The sequence below is a fragment of the Microbacterium sp. M28 genome, from assembly GCF_025836995.1.
Lineage (GTDB): Bacteria > Actinomycetota > Actinomycetes > Actinomycetales > Microbacteriaceae > Microbacterium.
This window is the reverse complement of sequence record NZ_CP107546.1, coordinates 1522036-1537213: the sequence shown is the minus strand read 5'-3', so window position 1 is coordinate 1537213 and position 15178 is coordinate 1522036. Positions and strand designations below refer to the sequence as shown.

Here is a 15178-nt window from a genome sequence, read left to right as displayed (position 1 = left end):
GGATCGCCTCCGTCACACCTTGATGGTCTTGAAACCCTTGTCGCGGGTCGGACGCATCAGGATCTTCGTCCTGGCAGCCTCCGCGTACTCGTCGAGTTCTCCTGGGACGGCCGGAGCCGCCTCGAAACCGCGCCGCTCGCCGACCGCGTCGATCAGAACATCCGTCAGGGCCGGGTTCAGCGGCAGTACAGGACCCTGCACGTTGCCAGCGAACGCGTTGCCGCGACGCACGAACTCGCCGCGCCGCTCGCCGCGCGCGAAGCTGCCGTGTCCCTCACGCACGAGACCGTAGGCGGCATCCGCATCCGTGAGGGACCACTCCGAGGCGTGGTCCTCGAACCCGACGATCTCGCCGTCCGGCGTCTCGACGATGATGTATCCGACCCGACGGTCGCGGACCCTGGCGACCCGATACGGCAGGATGCCGATACCCGACAGCTGCTCGCCACCGGTGTTGTCGACGCCTGCACCGAGGAGCTCGGCGGATCCGCCGATGGAGAAGAGGGTGCCGCCGTCGGCGACGAACGATTCGAGCGCGTCAGCCCGTGCGGACAGATCGGCGTGCACACCGCGCAGTGCGGAGAGCGGGCCGTTGCCGATCACGAGGATGTCGAGATCCGCCGGCAGCTCGTCGCCGCGGCCGACGAGCACGCTGACGGCGTCGATCCCGCGGGCAGCGAGACGGCGCTCGATCGCCCGGACGTTGCCGCGGTCGCCGGTGACACCGAGTTCGGACGGATAGAGCTGGGCGATCGTCACCTGTGTCATCGGCGTGCCACCTCCTGGTCACCATGGCCGAGGATGCGACGGCCGATCATCATGAGCTCGTAGTTGACGAACCAGATCTGCCGGCCCGCAGCGGTCTCAGGCAGAGAGCGCATGAGCTCGACAGCCTTCTCCATGTCGGGCTCGACCGTGCCGATCTGCACGCCCGCGTACGCGAGCGCGAGTGCGAGCTGGTGCGCCTTCTCCCCCGTGACCACGTCGACGCGCTCGAGCACCGCGAAGTCGACGTCGTACAGCCAGGACGTGTCTGGCGTGCCGTCGTCGATCGCCATGAGCGTGCGTTCGGGCGAACCGTCGAGCGCGTCGAGGTTCATCTGCAGGCTCGGCGCGTTCTTGAACATCACGAACTCGACCTGCTCGCCCTCGGGGTCGCGACGCAGCGGAATGACCTCGCCGCGTCCGTAGGCCGGAGCCATGCGCGAGAAACCGTCTGCGGCCTTGGCCGACGAGAACCGGTCTCCGAGCACGCGGGCGGCGACGGTGAGGGCGGCCGCGGCATCCGCGGCGTAGTGCAGACCGCGTGCCGGCAGCGTCAGGGCGACGTCGTCGCCGTCGACCTTCACGGTGATGTCGCGGCCGGCGACGGAGCGCACCTCGCCGAATGCCGGGTGCGCGAGGCTCCCCGACACGCCGCTGCGGGTGTCATCGGCGTTCGCGAGCCCATGGGCTGCTGCTTCGACGATCTCCGGCGCGACGCCGAAGAACGACAGCTCGCCCTGCAGCGTCGAGGCGTCGATCTTGCTGAGGTACGGGTCGTCGCGGTTGACGACGACGTGCGCGGAGGCGCGCGTCGACGCGTCGAGCATCATGTCGGCCACGCGCTCGGTCTCGTAGAACCGGAAGAGCTGATCGACCTGGACGTTGAGCGAGAGGATCACCGCCGGCGACAGCCGGTCGGCCAGCTCGGCGGCGTAGCCCTCGTCGACCTCGAGGACGGCGACATCAGCACGGATGCGTCCGGTCAGCGTCGCGTCGGCCAGCAGCGCGCTGGTCACGCCCTGCGGCAGATTCGCGCCGGTCGGGTTGGTGAACACCTTCAGACCGTGCGCGCGCAGCACCTCGCTCACCATGTGGGTCGTCGTCGTCTTGCCGTTCGACCCGAGGACGAAGATCACCCCGTAGGGGAACTGGTCGGCGAGCGTCGGCAGCAGCGTGGGTGCGAGCCGGTTCGTGAGATACCCCGGGAACGCCGACCCGCCGCCGCGCAGACGCGTGGCGAAGCGGGCGAGCTTTCCCGCGAGTACGGGGAAGACGTACCGGATGCCTGCGGAGCGCGCCTGAGGAGCGGCCCCCATCATTCGAGGTAGTCCCGCAGCGACTGCGAGCGGCTGGGGTGACGCAGCTTCGCCATCGTCTTGGACTCGATCTGGCGGATGCGCTCACGCGTGACGCCGAACGTGTCACCGATCTGGTCGAGCGTCTTGGGCTGACCGTCACCGAGGCCGAAGCGCATGCGGATCACGCCGGCCTCACGCTCCGAGAGCGAATCGAGCAGCTGCTCGAGCTGACGCTGCAGCATCGTGAACCCGACGGCGTCCGCCGGGACGACAGCTTCGGTGTCCTCGATCAGGTCGCCGAACTCGCTGTCGCCGTCCTCGCCGAGCGGAGTGTGCAGCGAGATCGGCTCGCGGCCGTACTTCTGCACCTCGATGACCTTCTCCGGGGTCATGTCGAGCTCCTTGGAGAGCTCTTCCGGCGTGGGTTCGCGACCGAGGTCCTGCAGCATCTGACGCTGGACACGCGCGAGCTTGTTGATGACCTCGACCATGTGCACGGGGATGCGGATGGTGCGGGCCTGGTCGGCCATGGCACGTGTGATCGCCTGACGGATCCACCACGTCGCATACGTCGAGAACTTGAAGCCCTTGGTGTAGTCGAACTTCTCGACCGCACGGATCAGACCGAGGTTGCCCTCCTGGATGAGGTCGAGGAACTGCATTCCTCGTCCCGTGTACCGCTTGGCCAGCGAGACGACCAGACGGAGGTTCGCGCCGAGCAGGTGGCTCTTCGCGCGCTGACCGTCTCGGGCCACCCACTGCAGGTCGAGTCCGAGCTGGTTCGACTTCTCCGCGGCGGACATCGTCGACAGCTTCTCTTCGGCGAACAGACCGGCCTCGATGCGCATCGCGAGCTCGACCTCTTCGGCCGCGTTCAGCAGCGCGACCTTTCCGATCTGCTTCAGGTAGTCCTTGACCGGGTCAGCGGTCGCACCCGTGATCTGGGTGGAGTAGACCGGCACGTCCTCGTCATCGTTCGAGGAGATGACGATCGCCCCGGTGGGCAGCGGCTCGGTGAACGCGGGCTTCTTGGCGTCGTCCTCGTCGTCGCCCTCGGCGGCGGCAGCGGACTCGTCGACGTCGACGTGGTCTTCTTCGACGACGTCCTCATCGGCCTTCTTGCGCCGCTTGGCGGGGGCCTTCGCCTCAGCCTTCTTCGCCGGCGCCTTGGCAGCGGTCTTGCCCTTGGCGGCGGTCGCCGTCTCTTCGGGCTCGACGGCCTCGGCGTCGGAAGCGGCCTTCTTCGTCCGGGTTGTCTTGGTCGTGGCAGCAGTCACGTTTCGCCTCTCACGAGCGGGCGCGACCCGCTCGGAACTTTTCGGACACTAGTAAGACCCTTGTCAAGTCCACAGCCTCAGGCGGAGTCTTGACAACGGGTCGGACTACCAGTATCGCACATGTGCGAGGGTGTGGCGCGCTCTCAGCCCAGTCCGTGTCGATCGTCCTCGCCCGGAGGGCGTGAAGCGAGGTAGCGCTCGAGCTCCGCGGCCAGTTCGTCGGCGCTCGGCAGGTCGCGTTCGCTGAACCCGCCGGCATCCGTGCGGGTGGTGTCCGTCGGGTCGTAGCCTGCCATGTAGGCGTCGTAGCGCTGCTCGAGCGTGGTCAGCATCTGGCTGAGCTCGTCGCTCGCGACCACCTGGTCGTCGACTTTCCGGATGAAGTCCTCGCGCTCGGAGTGAACGGCGTCCATCGACAGCACGAGTCCGGTGGCGCTCATCAGCCGATCCGCCGCCGCGATGACCGCATCCGGGTTCTCCGTCTCGGCGAGGTAGTGCGGCACGAGCAGCACGAAACCGGCGACCCGATCACCGTGCTCCACGAAGCGGAACTCGAGCAGGTGCCCCGCCGTGGCCGGCACCTGCGTGCGCGGCCGCCAGATCGACTGCGCCGCGATCAACTCGGCGCGATTGCCGCTGACCGTCGTGCCGATGGGCCGCGTGTGCGGAACGGGCATCGCGATCGCGTGCACCCAGCTGACGCTGGAGACGTCGAACTCCGCGGCGAGGTCCAGCATCGTCTGCGAGAACGCGTTCCAGGCGAAGTCGGGCTCGTATCCCGCGAGCAGCAGGAACGGCTGGCCCAGCGCGTCGTGCGCGAGGGACAGCTCGAGCCGGGAAGGACGGAACTGCGTCAGGTGGTCCTGCTCGAACACGATCACGGGGCGACGGGCCCGGTAGTCGAGGAGCACGTCGTTGTCGAAGACCACGAGCGGCTGGGGATCGGTCGTCTCCCGGAGGTGATCGATCAGCCCGGAGACGGCGCTGCCGGCGTCGGTGAACCCGGTCAGGAGCATGACGAGGGGCAGGCCGGAGGGCACCGTCGGCGCGTTCGCCACACGTTCGAAAAGATCACCGGAGAAGGGCATGACTCCATGCTACGAGGCGGCTCAGATCCTCGGGTCGGTGTCGCTGTCAGCGAACACGGCCGCAGTCTTCGCGGGCCCGTCGGGCGTCGCGTCCCTAGGATGGAGGCATGACGCTTCCCGTGCTCTCGCACACCACCGACGCATTTCCCGGGAGCGCTGCAGACGCCGCAGTGCTCGTCATCTCCGAAACCACCCCCGAGGCTCTCGCCGCCTACCCAGGCCTGGCGGAGGCGCTCGACGGGATCGGCTTCACCGGCTCGGCCAACGCCTTCGCCCGCGTGCATCTGCCGGAGGTCTCCTCCGTGCCGCTCGCGGTCGTCAGCGCAGGCGCCCCCGCGACGTCGTCGTCGGTGCGGGATGCCGCCGGCACCGCCGCGCGGACGCTGACAGGTTTCGCCACGGTGTCGATCGGCCTCGCGGAGGACCTGACCCGATTCGCCGCGGCCGCGGTCGAAGGAGCCGTGTACGGCGGCTACCGCTTCGACGGCTACCGCTCCGAGAGCGGCAAGAACCGCGCCGACGCGATCATCGTGCACGGCGAGACCCTCACGGATGCCGACATCGCCCGCGCGCAGACGCTCGGTGACGCGATGGCGCTCGTGAAGGACCTCGTCGCAGTGCCTGCGCAGTGGCAGAGTCCGGACGACCTCGCCCGCAGCGCCGTCGAGAGCGTGGAGGGCACCGGCATCTCCGTCGAGGTGCTCGATGAGACCGCCCTGGCCGAGCAGGGCTTCGGCGGCATCCTCGGTGTCGGGCAGGGCTCCGACCGTCCGCCTCGCCTGGTGCGGCTCGACTACTCGCCCGCGGACGCCGGACGCCACATCGCGCTCGTCGGCAAGGGCATCACGTTCGACACCGGCGGCCTGTCCCTGAAGCCGGCGGCCAGCATGGTCGGCATGAAGTTCGACATGGCGGGTTCCGCCACGGTCCTCGCCGCGATCCGCGCGATCGCCGCCCTGCGCCTGCCGGTCCGCGTGACGGCGTGGATGTGCATCGCGGACAACATGCCCTCCGGTCGGGCGACCCGCCCCGGCGACGTGCTGCGCATGCTCGACGGCACGACCGTCGAGGTGCTGAACACGGATGCCGAGGGCCGCCTGGTACTGGCCGACGGTCTCGTCGCCGCCAGTCGCGAGAACCCGGACGTGATCATCGACGTCGCGACGCTCACCGGTGCGATCCTCGTCGCGCTCGGGCACCGCCACACGGGTGTGATGGGCTCGGATGATGCCGTCGCACAGTATCTCGAAGCGGCGAGCAGCGTCGACGAGCCGGCGTGGGCGCTGCCCTTGCCGGAGTACATGGCGGAGTCGCTCCAGTCCCCCATCGCCGACATGATCAACGCGAACATGAGCGACCGCGCGGGCGGTTCGATGTTCGCCGGGCTGTTCCTGCAGCGCTTCATCGGTCGCGTCGGCGAAGGCGAGGATGCGCCCCGCATCCCATGGGTGCATTTGGACATCGCCGGTTCCAGCGAGCACAACGGCGCACCGTACGGCTTCGTGGACAAGGGCCCGACGGCCGCGACCGTCCGCTCGCTCGTCGCCTTCGCCGAGGCGACGGCAGGCTCCGAAAAGACGGAGGATGCGGCATGAGCACGCACACGTTCGACGTCGTCGTCCTCGGCGGCGGGAGCGGTGGCTACGCCGCAGCGCTGCGTGCGGCCGAACTCGGCAAGAGCGTCGCGCTGATCGAGAAGGACAAGGTCGGCGGCACCTGCCTGCACCGCGGGTGCATCCCGACGAAGGCGCTGCTGCACGCCGCCGAGGTGGCCGACCACGTGCGCGACGCCGCATCGGTCGGGGTCACCGCAACGCTGCAGGGCGTCGATCCGGCCGGCGTACGCGCCTACCGCGAGGGCATCGTCGCGAAGAAGTTCAAGGGTCTCGAAGGCCTGGTGAAGGCCCGCGGCATCACGGTCGTCGCCGGAGAGGGCCGACTGAACCCGGACCGCACTGTCGCGGTGGGCGACGACGTGTACACCGGTGGCGATGTCGTGCTGGCGACGGGGTCGTACAGCCGCAGCCTTCCGGGACTCGAGATCGGCGGACGCGTCCTGACCAGCGAGCAGGCTCTCGCGCTGGACGAGATCCCCGGACGCGTGCTCATCCTCGGCGGCGGCGTCATCGGCGTCGAGTTCGCCAGCGTATGGCGCTCGTTCGGCGCCGAGGTCACGATCATCGAGGGCCTGGAGCACCTCGTCCCCAACGAGGACATCGCTCTGAGCAAGGGCCTCGAGCGCGCGTTCCGTCGTCGCGGCATCCAGTACTCGCTCGGGACCCGCTTCCAGTCGGCCGAGCAGGACGTGTCGAGCGTCACGGTCACCCTGGAGGACGGTCGGACCTTCACGGGCGACTACCTGCTCGTCGCGGTCGGCCGCGGGCCGGTGACGGACGGCCTCGGGTTCGCCGAGGCCGGCGCGACCCTCGATCGCGGATTCGTGATCGTCGACGAGCAGCTGCGCACGGGCGTCCCCGGACTCTGGGCGGTCGGCGACATCGTCCCTGGCCTCCAGCTCGCGCACCGAGGCTTCCTTCAGGGGATCGCGGTCGCCGAGCGGATCGCCGGCCTCTCCCCCGCGCCGGTCCCCGAGTCGCAGATCCCCAAGATCACGTACTCGAACCCCGAGGTCGCCTCGGTCGGCCTCTCCGAGGCCGCGGCCGTGGCCGAGCACGGAGCGGACGGTGTCGTCAGCTACGAGTACAACCTGGCCGGCAACGGCAAGAGCGAGATCATCGGCACCGGCGGGCTCGTCAAGGTTGTGCGTCAGAAGGACGGCCCCGTCCTCGGCGTCCACCTTCTCGGCGATCGCGTCGGCGAGCTGATCACCGAGGGCCAGCTGGCCGTCGCGTGGGAAGCCCACCCCGAGGACATCGCACCCCTGATCCACGCTCATCCGACGCAGAGTGAGGCGCTCGGCGAGGCATTCCTCGCTCTCGCCGGAAAACCACTGCACGCGCTCTGAGCACCACCCGGCGCCCAGGTCAGTAAGCTTGATGCGTCACATACTTCCTTAAGGAGACTCAGTCATGAGCACATCCGTGGTCCTCCCCGCTCTCGGAGAGAGCGTCACCGAGGGTACGGTCACCCGCTGGCTCAAGCAGGTAGGAGACACCGTTCAGGCTGACGAAGGCCTGCTCGAGATCTCGACCGACAAGGTCGACACCGAGATCCCCTCGCCTGTTTCCGGCGTGATCGAGGAGATCCTTGTCGCCGAAGACGAGACCGTCGAGGTCGGCGCGCTGCTGGCGCGCATCGGTGACGGCTCCGCCGCCGCGCCGTCGTCGGATGCTCCGGCTGCCGCTCCGGCCGAGACCGAGGCCGCGCCCGCGGAGGCCGCTCCTGCACCGGCAGAGCCCGCCGCTCCCGCCGCGGCAGAAGATGCTCCGGCCGCTCCGGCCCCCGCCGCCGGCGGCGACAGCACCGATGTCGTCCTCCCCGAGTTGGGCGAGAGCGTCACCGAGGGAACCGTCACCCGCTGGCTGAAGCAGGTCGGCGACGAGATCGCCGTCGACGAGGCGCTGCTGGAGATCTCGACCGACAAGGTCGACACCGAGATCCCGTCGCCGGTCGCCGGCGTGCTCCAGGAGATCCTCGCCGCCGAGGACGAGACCGTCGCCGTCGGCGCCGTGCTCGCCCGCGTCGGTTCGGGTGCACCCGCTGCTGCGGCACCGGCCGAGACCCCGGCTCCCGCTGCTGCCCCGGCACCCGCTGCTGCCCCGGCACCGGCAGCTGCTCCGGCACCGGCCGAGACCCCGGCTCCTGCTCCGGCGCCTGCTGCCGCTGCTCCGGCTCCGGCTGCCGCTCCCGCTCCGGCTCCGGCCGCTGCACCGGCTCCGGCTGCTGCCGCCCCGGCCGCCCCTGCGACCGCGGAGTCCGACAGCGTGTACGTCACGCCTCTGGTGCGCCGCCTCGCTGCGCAGCAGGGCGTCGACCTCAGCACGGTCAAGGGCAGCGGCGTCGGTGGACGCATCCGCAAGGAGGACGTGCTGAAAGCGGCCGAGTCCGCACAGTCCGCTCCCGCCCCCGCGGCCGCCGCCGCGCCGGCACCGCTCGAGGTCTCGCCGCTGCGCGGCACGACGCAGAAGATGTCGCGGCTGCGCAAGGTCGTGGCCGAGCGCGCCGTCGCCTCGATGCAGCAGACGGCCCAGCTGACCACGTTCGTCGAGGTCGATGTCACCGCGCTGGCGAAGTACCGCGACAGCGTCAAGGCGTCGTTCCAGCAGAAGACGGGCGACAAGCTCTCCTTCCTGCCGTTCTTCACCCTCGCTGCGGCTGAGGCGCTTCAGGCGTTCCCGATCATCAACGCGACGGTCGACGGCGACAGCATCGTCTACCCGGCGTCGGAGAACATCTCGATCGCCGTCGACACCGAGCGCGGCCTGCTCACACCGGTCGTGCGGGATGCCGCGTCGAAGAACCTCGCGCAGCTCGCGCACGAGATCGCCGATCTCGCGGCTCGCACGCGTGACAACAAGCTGAAGCCCGATGAGCTCGCAGGCGGCACCTTCACGGTCACCAACACGGGTTCGCGCGGCGCCCTGTTCGACACGCCGCTGGTGTTCCTCCCGCAGTCGGCGATCCTCGGCACCGGAACGGTGTTCAAGCGCCCCGGCGTGATCACGGTCGACGGCGTCGACGCGATCGCCGTCCGTTCGTACGTGTACCTCGCGATCTCGTACGACCACCGCATCATCGACGGCGCAGATGCGGCGCGCTTCCTGGGTGCCATCAAGGCACGCCTCGAGGCTGCGCAGTTCGAGGCGAACCTCGGCGCCTGAGCCTCATCACAGCACTGGCTGGTCCGCGACGTCGTACACGTCGCGGACCAGCCATTTCTGGTTCTGGCGGACCAGCACGAGCATCTGCTCACGCACCGCGGGCGTGCCCACCTTGATCACCGCGAGATCGCCGTAGTCGTCGACGAGGGCCGGCTCCCCCGCAGCATCCGAGCGGAGGACATCAGCCGTACGTGCGCTGGAACCTCGTGCGATCCCCGCGGCGCAGGACTCGTCTGACGCAGCCGCGCACTCGTCGAGAGCGGCCAGGACCGCTTCTGCGGCCACCACCGGGTCCTCGGCACTGGCAGCGACCTCGGCCGCCGCATCGGGCTCGTCCCCCGGCGACGGCGATGTCACCGGCGTGGCTGCCGGTCGCGGCGGTGCATCATCGAGCGCGGACTGCGCCGCCTGCGTGGGTGCCGGCTCGTCACCCGGCCAGAGCAGACCGACGCCCAGAACCGCAGCGGCTGTCGCCGCGGCCACGAGGATCATCCGACCGCGCGGCCGGGCCGTCTTGGTCGTGTCACGACCGCGCGTGGACGAGGCCTGTGAGCCCTTCGGACGTCTCAGCCTCCCGATCAAGGCAGTCCCCCACGACGACGCCTGCTCGAGCACAGACCGCAGCGGCGTTCCCTCCGAGCGCACGCGACGTCTCCGCAGGGGACTCTCCGACCCCGCGGTCCTGAGCTGCGCGACCGACACGTCAGGCGCGGCCTGAAGAGGGTTCTCATCCAGACGCAGTGCGCGCGGTGCGGCGAAGTCCAGCAGCTCACGCTCCCACCCACGCACCCTGGCACCGGTCGGCATGGCTTCCGCAACCGACTCCTGGATCCCGAGGAGGATGCGACGCAGCGCACGGTCGGAGCAGGCGGCCTGCGCGACGCCGAGGATCTCGACTGCCCCGTCGCGTGCCGTCGTCGTGCCACCGGGTACGCACAGCGGGCGGCCCGTGTCCGTGAGCCACCACTGACCGGCGAACGCGGGATCCGCGCGTTCGGCGACCTCGCGCAGACCGCGGAGCAGGCTCAGCACGAGCGTGCCCCACTCGCCGGGGTCGAGCGCTGCGGCACCGGCCGTTCGGCGCGCCAGGAACGTCGTCACTCGTGTGGTGCACCACGGCAGCAGCGCGCCGTGACCATTCGCAGAGCGGGCGATGTCCGTCGGCGCGGCGACGTGAGCCGCCCCCGTGAAGCGCCAATCGATCTCGTCAGCCGCTCCGTCGATCTCGCACCAGACGGCCACGTCGTCCCGATCCGTGACGAGCGTCCCCCGCCACGGCCCTTCGCCCGGCGCGAGCGATCGGATCGATCGATGCACGCCGGCCACCAGCACGCCGTCCTCTTGCGTCATCCTCATGCCCGAGAGCACACCACAGCGGGAGGATACGGCGCGGAGTGATGCCGCGTCGATCCGCGGGGCTGGGGACAGGCCGTCGTCACCGCGGTGCGGTGCAGGGCGAGTGCGCCGGCCGCGAACGCGTCACCGGCGCATTCATCGACTCGGTAGTGTTATACACATGGCAAAGCGTGATCCCGAACCCGAGAAGCGTCCTGGGTTCTTCTCCCAGCTCAAGTCCCTCTTCCGGTTCACGCGCGAGGTGTACTCGTGGCTCCCCTGGGCTCAGATCGCGATCCTCGTCGCCGGCATCCTGCTGGGTCTGGTCGTCGGCTACCTGATCCCTCCGTTTCAGGTGTGGACGCTGGTCCTGTGGGCCATCACCGGTCTCATGGTCGGTGTGCTCGGCGCGCTGATGCTGATGACGCGGATGTCCACGAAGGCGATGTACGCGAAGATCGACGGCATGCCCGGCGCCTCCGGCCACGTGCTCAGCACGAGCCTCGGCCGCAACTGGCAGGCCTCGGACACCCCGGTGGGCATCAACCCGAAGACGCAGGAGGCCGTGTACCGTGCGGTCGGCCGCGGCGGCATCGTGGTCGTCGGCGAGGGTGCTCGCGGACGCCTCACGCGCCTCGTGAACGAGGAGCGCACCAAGGCACAGCGGGTGGCGCACGGCGTTCCCGTGACCGTCCTCTACGTCGGCCACGGTGAGGACGAAGTGGCCATCGCCGACCTCGCCAAGACGATCAAGAAGCTTCCCAAGGCCATCGACAAGACGACGATGGCGGCGGTCATCCGCCGCATCGGCTCGGTCTCGCAGTCGGTCACGTCCCTGCCGATCCCGAAGGGCGTCGACCCCATGAAGGCGCGCGCTCAGCGCCCGCGCTGATCTCGGCGAACACGAAGAGGCGCCTCTGCTCCGGACCGGAGCAGAGGCGCCTTCCCGTTCAGCCGCGCGCGTCCTTCGGAAGGCGACGCACCTTCGCCCGCCGACGGCGCCGCTCAGGGATCATCGAGCGCATCTCCTCGAGCTTGCCGAAGCAGAGCAGACGGTCACCCGCCTCCAGGACGACGTGCTTGCGCGGGTTGGGGATCACCGTCACACCGCGGTGCAGCGTCAACACCGTGATATCGCGGTCCCACAGGCCCAGATCACCCAATTGCCTTCCGACCTGCTCGGCGCCGGCGTGCATGACCAGCTCGGCGACGCCATAGCCGGTGGACACGCTCAGACGCTGACGCACGTCGATCTCGGGGAACGCGACCTGGCCGGCGATGTAGTCGATGATCGCGCCGGCGACGTCGAGATTGGTCGCCTGCTCGATGCCCTGCAGCCCCGGCGAGGAGTTGACCTCCATGACCAGCGGTCCGTCTTCGCCCTCGAGCATGTCGACGCCGGCGACTCGCAGACCCATGATCTGAGCCGACCGGACGGCCGTCTGCTCGTAGATCGGGTCAAGCGTGACCGGCTCGACCGTGCCGCCGCGGTGGACGTTGGATCGGAACTCGTCACCAGCGGCGACCCGGCGCATCGCCGCGACGACACGGTCTCCGACGACGAGCGCACGGATGTCGCGGCCGCGACTCTCCGCGACGAACTTCTGGATGAGCACGTTCTGCTTGGTCGAATGCAGGGTCTCGATGATCGCCTCGGCGACCTTCACCTGCGGGGCGAGGATCACCCCGATGCCCTGCGTGCCCTCGAGCAGCTTGATGACGACCGGCGCACCGCCGACCAGCTCGATCGCAGGCCGCACGTCTGCTCGATTGCGCACGAACGCTGTTGCGGGCATGGCGATGTTGTGACGGGACAGGATCTGGTTGGCCCGCAGCTTGTCGCGCGCCTGGGAGATGCCGTTCGCCGTGTTGGGCGTGTAGACGTCCATCTGCTCGAACTGGCGGACGACGGCCGTGCCGAAGTAGGTGATCGAGTTGCCGATCCTGGGCAGGATCGCGTCGTAGTCGCTGAGCGGACGCCCGCGGTACTGCAGGTCCGGTTCATCCTCGGTGAGGTCGATCGCGAAGCGCAGGGTGTTCAGCACCTTCACGTCGTGCCCGCGCTGCAGCGCGGCCGTGCGCAGACGCTGGGTCGAGTAGGCGTGCGGCGCACGGGAGAGGACGGCGAGCTTCAAGGGGATTTCCTGCCAGGATGTAGAGCATGAGTCGGACACTCCATTCAAACACCCTCACGGGGTGGCGTGAATGGGTAAGCCTGCCCGATGCCGGAGTCGACTGGATCAAGGCGAAGATCGACACCGGGGCACGTACGTCCTCCCTGCACGCCTACGACGTCGAAGAGTTCGAGCGCGAAGGCGAGTCCTGGGTCCGTTTCCGTGTCAAGCCATGGCAGGAGAGCCAGGAGGACACCACGGTCGTCGAGTGCCCCATCCACGACCGCCGACGCGTGCGCAGCTCCTCAGGCCACCAGCAGGAACGTCTCGTCGTGCTGCTCGCGATCCGGATCGTCGACCGTCTCGTCGTGTCCGAGGTCACGCTGAGCAATCGGGACGAGATGGGCTTCCGGATGCTGATCGGACGCGAAGCGCTGCGCCGAGGATTCGTCGTCGACCCTGCGCGCTCGTTCCTCGGCGGACGTGCTCCGAAGGAGACGCGCCGCCGCAACCGCGGACGGCACTGAGTCGCGCGGTCAGGCGCGGAGCAGGATCGTTCCCGCCGCCTTGTCGTGCAGACCGCGCTGATCCTGATCCCAGATCACGGCTGGCACCACGAAGACCAGCAGCAGCGTGCGGACGATCGGACGCCAGAGCCCGACCCACGCGCCGTCGGCACGCGCCACCCGCAGCCCGACGATGCGGTGACCGGGGCTGCCGCCCAGCGTCGGGATGAACACGATCTGCAGCACGGCGAACACGATCATCGGCGTGAACATGGTCACGCCGGCCTCGGCGGGCAGCGCGAACTGGTCGTAGCCGAGGAACGCGGTCGCGAGGATCGTCGCAGCCGCGTAGTCGATCACCAGAGCCGCGATACGTCGTCCGACCCGTCCGATGCTGCCGGATCCGGCTTCGGGAAGCCCCAGTCGTTCGCCCGGGTAGGAGTACACAGCATCCGTCACCCCCTGATCCTACCGAGCCGCTGTAACATGCCGGAAACATTCAGGACACGGCAGAGAAACCCCGCACCCCTAGCCTTCACAAAGGTCTCCGGCCCCCTATCCGCGTCATCAGGAGTGATACATGTTCACCGATTCTTCCGAGGTGCTGAGCTACATCAAGGAGAACGACGTCAAGTTCCTTGACATTCGTTTCACCGATCTGCCCGGCGTGCAGCAGCACTTCAACATCCCCGCGTCGACGGTCGACGAGGACTTCTTCACGGAGGGCCAGCTGTTCGACGGCTCGTCGATCCGCGGCTTCGCGTCGATCCACGAGTCGGACATGCAGCTCATCCCCGACGTGACCACGGCGTATCTCGACCCGTTCCGCGAGGCCAAGACGCTGGTCATGGTCTTCGACATCTACAACCCCCGCACCGGCGAGATCTACTCGAAGGACCCGCGTCAGGTCGCGAAGAAGGCCGAGAAGTACCTCGCCTCCACCGGCATCGCCGACACCGCGTTCTTCGCGCCGGAGGCCGAGTTCTACATCTTCGACGACGTCCGCTACTCGGTCACCGCCGGCGAGAGCTTCTACAAGGTCGACTCCGAGGAGGCCGCGTGGAACACCGGCCGCGAGGAAGAGGGCGGAAACCTCGCCAACAAGACCCCGTACAAGGGCGGCTACTTCCCCGTCTCCCCCGTCGACAAGACGGCGGACCTCCGCGACGACATCACGCTCAAGCTGATCGATGCGGGCTTCATCCTGGAGCGTTCGCACCACGAGGTGGGTACGGCCGGTCAGCAGGAGATCAACTACCGCTTCGACACCATGGTGCACTCGGCGGACGACATCCTGAAGTTCAAGTACATCGTCAAGAACACCGCCGAGGAGTGGGGCAAGGTCGCGACCTTCATGCCCAAGCCCCTGTACGGCGACAACGGATCCGGCATGCACACGCACCAGTCGCTGTGGCAGGACGGCAAGCCGCTGTTCTACGACGAGGCCGGTTACGGACAGCTCAGCGACATCGCCCGCTGGTACATCGGCGGCATCCTCGCGCACGCGCCGGCACTGCTCGCCTTCACGAACCCGACGCTGAACAGCTACCACCGTCTGGTCAAGGGCTTCGAGGCCCCGGTCAACCTGGTCTACTCGGCCGGAAACCGCTCGGCGGCGATCCGCATCCCGATCACGGGTTCGAACCCGAAGGCCAAGCGCATCGAGTTCCGCGCTCCGGATGCCTCGGGCAACCCGTACCTCGCCTTCGCCGCGCAGCTGATGGCGGGCCTGGACGGCATCAAGAACCGCATCGAGCCGCACGAGCCGGTCGACAAGGACCTCTACGAGCTTCCCCCGGAGGAGGCGAAGAACATCCCCCAGGTCCCGAACTCGCTGCTGGATTCGCTGGACGCCCTTCGTGACGACCACCAGTTCCTCCTCGAGGGCGGTGTGTTCACCGAGGAGCTCATCGAGACCTGGATCTCCTACAAGATCGAGAACGAGATCCTGCCGATCGCGCAGCGTCCGCACCCGTTCGAATACGAGCTGTACTTCGGCGTCTGACACAGCCGA

12 protein-coding genes and 1 pseudogene are annotated in these 15178 nt (G+C 68.6%); 6 read left to right on the top strand and 7 right to left on the bottom strand.

What is annotated here, in order from left to right:
• Positions 1–12: 12 nt before the first annotated feature.
• From OED01_RS07610 to OED01_RS07595, 4 genes and pseudogenes are all read right to left on the bottom strand, one after another.
• Positions 13–768, bottom strand: a complete 756-nt coding sequence (locus OED01_RS07610; RefSeq protein ID WP_264157762.1) for a hypothetical protein — start codon at positions 766–768, stop codon at positions 13–15.
• Positions 765–2081, bottom strand: coding sequence for a MurT ligase domain-containing protein (locus OED01_RS07605; RefSeq protein ID WP_264157761.1), 1317 nt, complete (start codon positions 2079–2081; stop codon positions 765–767). Before OED01_RS07605 ends, OED01_RS07610 begins: the two co-directional genes overlap by 4 nt.
• Positions 2081–3346: pseudogene (locus OED01_RS07600) on the bottom strand (RNA polymerase sigma factor); the annotation flags it as partial. The gene OED01_RS07605 and the pseudogene OED01_RS07600, both read right to left, overlap by 1 nt.
• 137 nt (positions 3347–3483) lie before the next feature.
• Complete coding sequence (locus tag OED01_RS07595) at positions 3484–4428, bottom strand: proteasome assembly chaperone family protein (RefSeq protein ID WP_264157760.1); 945 nt, start codon at positions 4426–4428, stop codon at positions 3484–3486.
• A gap of 107 nt (positions 4429–4535) precedes the next feature.
• Here OED01_RS07595 and OED01_RS07590 point away from each other — a divergent pair, with 107 nt between their 5' ends.
• From OED01_RS07590 to sucB, 3 genes are all read left to right on the top strand, one after another.
• Positions 4536–6023, top strand: a complete 1488-nt coding sequence (locus tag OED01_RS07590; protein WP_264157759.1) for a leucyl aminopeptidase — start codon at positions 4536–4538, stop codon at positions 6021–6023.
• Complete coding sequence (gene lpdA / locus OED01_RS07585) at positions 6020–7393, top strand: dihydrolipoyl dehydrogenase (protein WP_264157758.1); 1374 nt, start codon at positions 6020–6022, stop codon at positions 7391–7393. The genes OED01_RS07590 and lpdA overlap by 4 nt, the downstream gene beginning before the upstream one ends.
• A gap of 64 nt (positions 7394–7457) precedes the next feature.
• Positions 7458–9209 carry a 2-oxoglutarate dehydrogenase, E2 component, dihydrolipoamide succinyltransferase gene (gene sucB / locus OED01_RS07580; protein WP_264157757.1) on the top strand — a complete coding sequence of 584 codons (1752 nt, stop codon included), beginning with the start codon at positions 7458–7460 and terminating at the stop codon, positions 9207–9209.
• Between the two features lie 6 nt (positions 9210–9215).
• Here the strand turns inward: sucB and OED01_RS07575 are convergent, their stop codons facing one another.
• A complete protein-coding gene (locus OED01_RS07575; protein ID WP_264157756.1) occupies positions 9216–10565 on the bottom strand; it encodes a hypothetical protein in 1350 nt (449 codons plus the stop codon).
• A gap of 160 nt (positions 10566–10725) precedes the next feature.
• On the opposite strand from OED01_RS07575, the gene OED01_RS07570 reads away from it, so the two are divergent.
• Positions 10726–11436, top strand: coding sequence for a DUF4191 domain-containing protein (locus OED01_RS07570; RefSeq protein ID WP_264157755.1), 711 nt, complete (start codon positions 10726–10728; stop codon positions 11434–11436).
• Between the two features lie 58 nt (positions 11437–11494).
• Here the strand turns inward: OED01_RS07570 and OED01_RS07565 are convergent, their stop codons facing one another.
• On the bottom strand, positions 11495–12679 hold the full coding sequence (locus OED01_RS07565) for a RimK family alpha-L-glutamate ligase (protein ID WP_264157754.1): 1185 nt from the start codon (positions 12677–12679) through the stop codon (positions 11495–11497).
• Positions 12680–12705: 26 nt separating this feature from the next.
• Between OED01_RS07565 and OED01_RS07560 the strand changes: the two genes are divergently transcribed.
• Positions 12706–13185: an ATP-dependent zinc protease family protein gene (locus tag OED01_RS07560; protein WP_264157753.1), complete on the top strand. Its 480-nt coding sequence runs from the start codon at positions 12706–12708 to the stop codon at positions 13183–13185.
• 9 nt (positions 13186–13194) lie between these two features.
• On the opposite strand, the gene OED01_RS07555 is transcribed toward OED01_RS07560, so the two are convergent.
• On the bottom strand, positions 13195–13623 hold the full coding sequence (locus OED01_RS07555) for an RDD family protein (RefSeq protein WP_264157752.1): 429 nt from the start codon (positions 13621–13623) through the stop codon (positions 13195–13197).
• Positions 13624–13744: 121 nt separating this feature from the next.
• Between OED01_RS07555 and glnA the strand changes: the two genes are divergently transcribed.
• Positions 13745–15169 (top strand): type I glutamate--ammonia ligase, encoded by a 1425-nt coding sequence (gene glnA, locus OED01_RS07550; protein ID WP_264157751.1) that lies wholly within the window; start codon positions 13745–13747, stop codon positions 15167–15169.
• The last annotated feature ends 9 nt before the right edge of the window (positions 15170–15178 follow it).

Bases quoted from the DNA above. Each gene is read 5' to 3' on its own strand.
- sucB (WP_264157757.1), top strand. From the start codon at position 7,458: ATGAGCACATCCGTGGTCCTCCCCGCTCTCGGAGAGAGCGTCACCGAG.
- OED01_RS07605 (WP_264157761.1), bottom strand. From the start codon at position 2,081: ATGGGGGCCGCTCCTCAGGCGCGCTCCGCAGGCATCCGGTACGTCTTC.
- OED01_RS07610 (WP_264157762.1), bottom strand. From the start codon at position 768: ATGACACAGGTGACGATCGCCCAGCTCTATCCGTCCGAACTCGGTGTC.
- OED01_RS07575 (WP_264157756.1), bottom strand. From the start codon at position 10,565: ATGAGGATGACGCAAGAGGACGGCGTGCTGGTGGCCGGCGTGCATCGA.
- OED01_RS07560 (WP_264157753.1), top strand. From the start codon at position 12,706: ATGAGTCGGACACTCCATTCAAACACCCTCACGGGGTGGCGTGAATGG.
- OED01_RS07590 (WP_264157759.1), top strand. From the start codon at position 4,536: ATGACGCTTCCCGTGCTCTCGCACACCACCGACGCATTTCCCGGGAGC.
- lpdA (WP_264157758.1), top strand. From the start codon at position 6,020: ATGAGCACGCACACGTTCGACGTCGTCGTCCTCGGCGGCGGGAGCGGT.
- OED01_RS07595 (WP_264157760.1), bottom strand. From the start codon at position 4,428: ATGCCCTTCTCCGGTGATCTTTTCGAACGTGTGGCGAACGCGCCGACG.
- glnA (WP_264157751.1), top strand. From the start codon at position 13,745: ATGTTCACCGATTCTTCCGAGGTGCTGAGCTACATCAAGGAGAACGAC.
- OED01_RS07570 (WP_264157755.1), top strand. From the start codon at position 10,726: ATGGCAAAGCGTGATCCCGAACCCGAGAAGCGTCCTGGGTTCTTCTCC.